Annotated in this window: 4 protein-coding genes; 2 read left to right on the forward strand and 2 right to left on the reverse strand. The window is 58.3% G+C overall.

Annotated features, from left to right (window positions below; genetic code table 11):
* Positions 1-251: phasin family protein (locus NW835_RS00790; protein WP_414414266.1), on the reverse strand; the 251-nt coding region annotated here is incomplete at its 3' end.
* Positions 252-292: 41 nt separating this feature from the next.
* On the opposite strand from NW835_RS00790, the gene NW835_RS00795 reads away from it, so the two are divergent.
* Together NW835_RS00795 and NW835_RS00800 are read left to right on the forward strand one after the other, a co-directional pair.
* Positions 293-640 (forward strand): hypothetical protein, encoded by a 348-nt coding sequence (locus NW835_RS00795; RefSeq protein WP_414365761.1) that lies wholly within the window; start codon positions 293-295, stop codon positions 638-640.
* Entirely contained in the window at positions 637-1,113 is a 477-nt protein-coding gene (locus NW835_RS00800; RefSeq protein ID WP_414365760.1) for an urease accessory protein UreE, read from the forward strand. The genes NW835_RS00795 and NW835_RS00800 overlap by 4 nt, the downstream gene beginning before the upstream one ends.
* Before the next feature lie 33 nt (positions 1,114-1,146).
* Here NW835_RS00800 and NW835_RS00805 read toward each other — a convergent pair.
* Positions 1,147-1,732: zinc ribbon domain-containing protein (locus NW835_RS00805; protein WP_414414267.1), on the reverse strand; the 586-nt coding region annotated here is incomplete at its 5' end.

Genomic DNA, 1,732 nt, shown 5'->3' on the forward strand with positions numbered 1-1,732 from the left:
ATTTCCGATTGGCGAGGAACACCCAAATCCTGCAGGACGTTGCGCACCTGACGCTGCACGTAAGACTCCAGGTTGCTCTGCTCGGATTTCACCTGGTTGAGCAGGTTGTTGATGACGTTGGATGCCTCTTCTGGTTTGAGCTGACCTTTCTGCACCAGCTCGTCAGCAGCCTTTTTCAACTGCTCCGCCAGCAGAGCGGTGGTGCCCACGCCCATTAGTAAGAGCTGACGTAAGATACTGTTATTGTCCAACGCTGCCCTCCAGAGAATGCTTGCCGAAGGTACGGGCTTCTATGACTACTTATTCTCCTCAGTTTGCCCTCAACTTCGCAACCGGGTCGGCCAGCTTCCCGCTTTCGGCAGAGGGGGCACGGGAGTGGCACAGGGCTTTGCAAACCCTTTTGGAGCGGCTCAAAGTGGGGGCAAGCGGCCTCCAACGCCAGCCCCAGGCGCCGATTGAGTTTCACCATTCCGCCCCAAACTTGTACTTGGAGATGTTCTGCAATCCCAATATCTGGCCCGGCCCCTACGCCGCCAAGGTGTTAGTAACGTTGAAAACAGGGGCATTGCGCCTTTCTATTGAAGTAGAGTTCTCCCGCCTGCAAGAAGACCTCAGCCAGTACCTGGAGTCTCTGAGATGAGCGAAGGCCGACACACTTTGGGCGAGGATCCGGCGGTTATTGCAGTAACGGAGCTGCTGGTTGAGCCGCCAGGTGGGATCCCTGGCCAGATGGAGACAGTTTCTCTCACTTGGCACGATCGCCAGCGCTCTCGGCAGCGGCTGGTGAGTGACCGAGGCACGGCAATCCAGTTGATGCTGCCCCGCGGCACCCACCTTCACGATGGGGATCTGCTGTATGCAGACGCCCAGCGACACATTCGAGTCAAGGCCCAGGCGGAACCGGTGCTTGTCATTCAACCTGAAAATGTCGTTCAAATGGGCCAGGTGCTTCACCAACTGGGCAACTGGCATCGCCCGGCCCACCTTTCTCCCCAAGGGCAGATCCTGGCGCTGGAGGACGAGCCGCTGCGGGATTGGCTAACCCACCTAGGGATCCCGTTCCATTCGGAGATGCGGGTCTTCGAGCCCAACCTCTTGGCCCATAGCCATTGATGGCTATTGCAAGCCTTGCCAACGACACGTAAACTACCCGGCTCCGACCGCTAAGCGGTAGGGAGCGGGCTTCTGGTAGCCCTGCAGTTGGCAAGCCAACCACGGACCTCCAGGCCGGTTTACAGCGGCCCCCAAAAGTGCAATCCCGTTAGCACTGTTAAAGTCTGCATCTCCCTCCCAGCCACCAGCCGGGTTGACACAGCGAAAATGCTTCCCTTCCCGTTGCCCAAGCCACAAACACCGGTGACAAGTTTGCCAAGTGCAGGCGGGCGATACTAACACCACCTTCACCCCCGCTCTTGCTGCCTTGTAGTGCACAAACTGCCGCAGCTGGGAGAACGCCCAATTGTTTGCTCGTCGCCGCTCCGTCTTGCTGCGCGGCTGTTGATTGGTACGTTCCCTAATTCCAGTCAAGTCCTCCAAGGCAATAAAGCTGTGGGTTGCCAGTGCTCGAGCAACAATGGCTAAGGACTCCGTCCCGCTGACGCGAGTAGAGATGCAGTGGTTCACCCAGGCTTGCAAGCGTCTCTCCCGACCAGACAGCCGTTGCAGCAGTTGCCGACACCTACGTCGAGAACTGCGTGTGCCCTTGCTGGCCTTGCGTTGCAGAGCCGCTCTC

It is taken from the genome of Synechococcus sp. OH2 (genome assembly GCF_047462155.1).
Lineage (GTDB): Bacteria > Cyanobacteriota > Cyanobacteriia > Thermostichales > Thermostichaceae > Thermostichus.

Coding starts and splice junctions, on each gene's coding strand:
- NW835_RS00795 (WP_414365761.1), top strand. CDS start 293: ATGACTACTTATTCTCCTCAGTTTGCCCTCAACTTCGCAACCGGGTCG.
- NW835_RS00800 (WP_414365760.1), top strand. CDS start 637: ATGAGCGAAGGCCGACACACTTTGGGCGAGGATCCGGCGGTTATTGCA.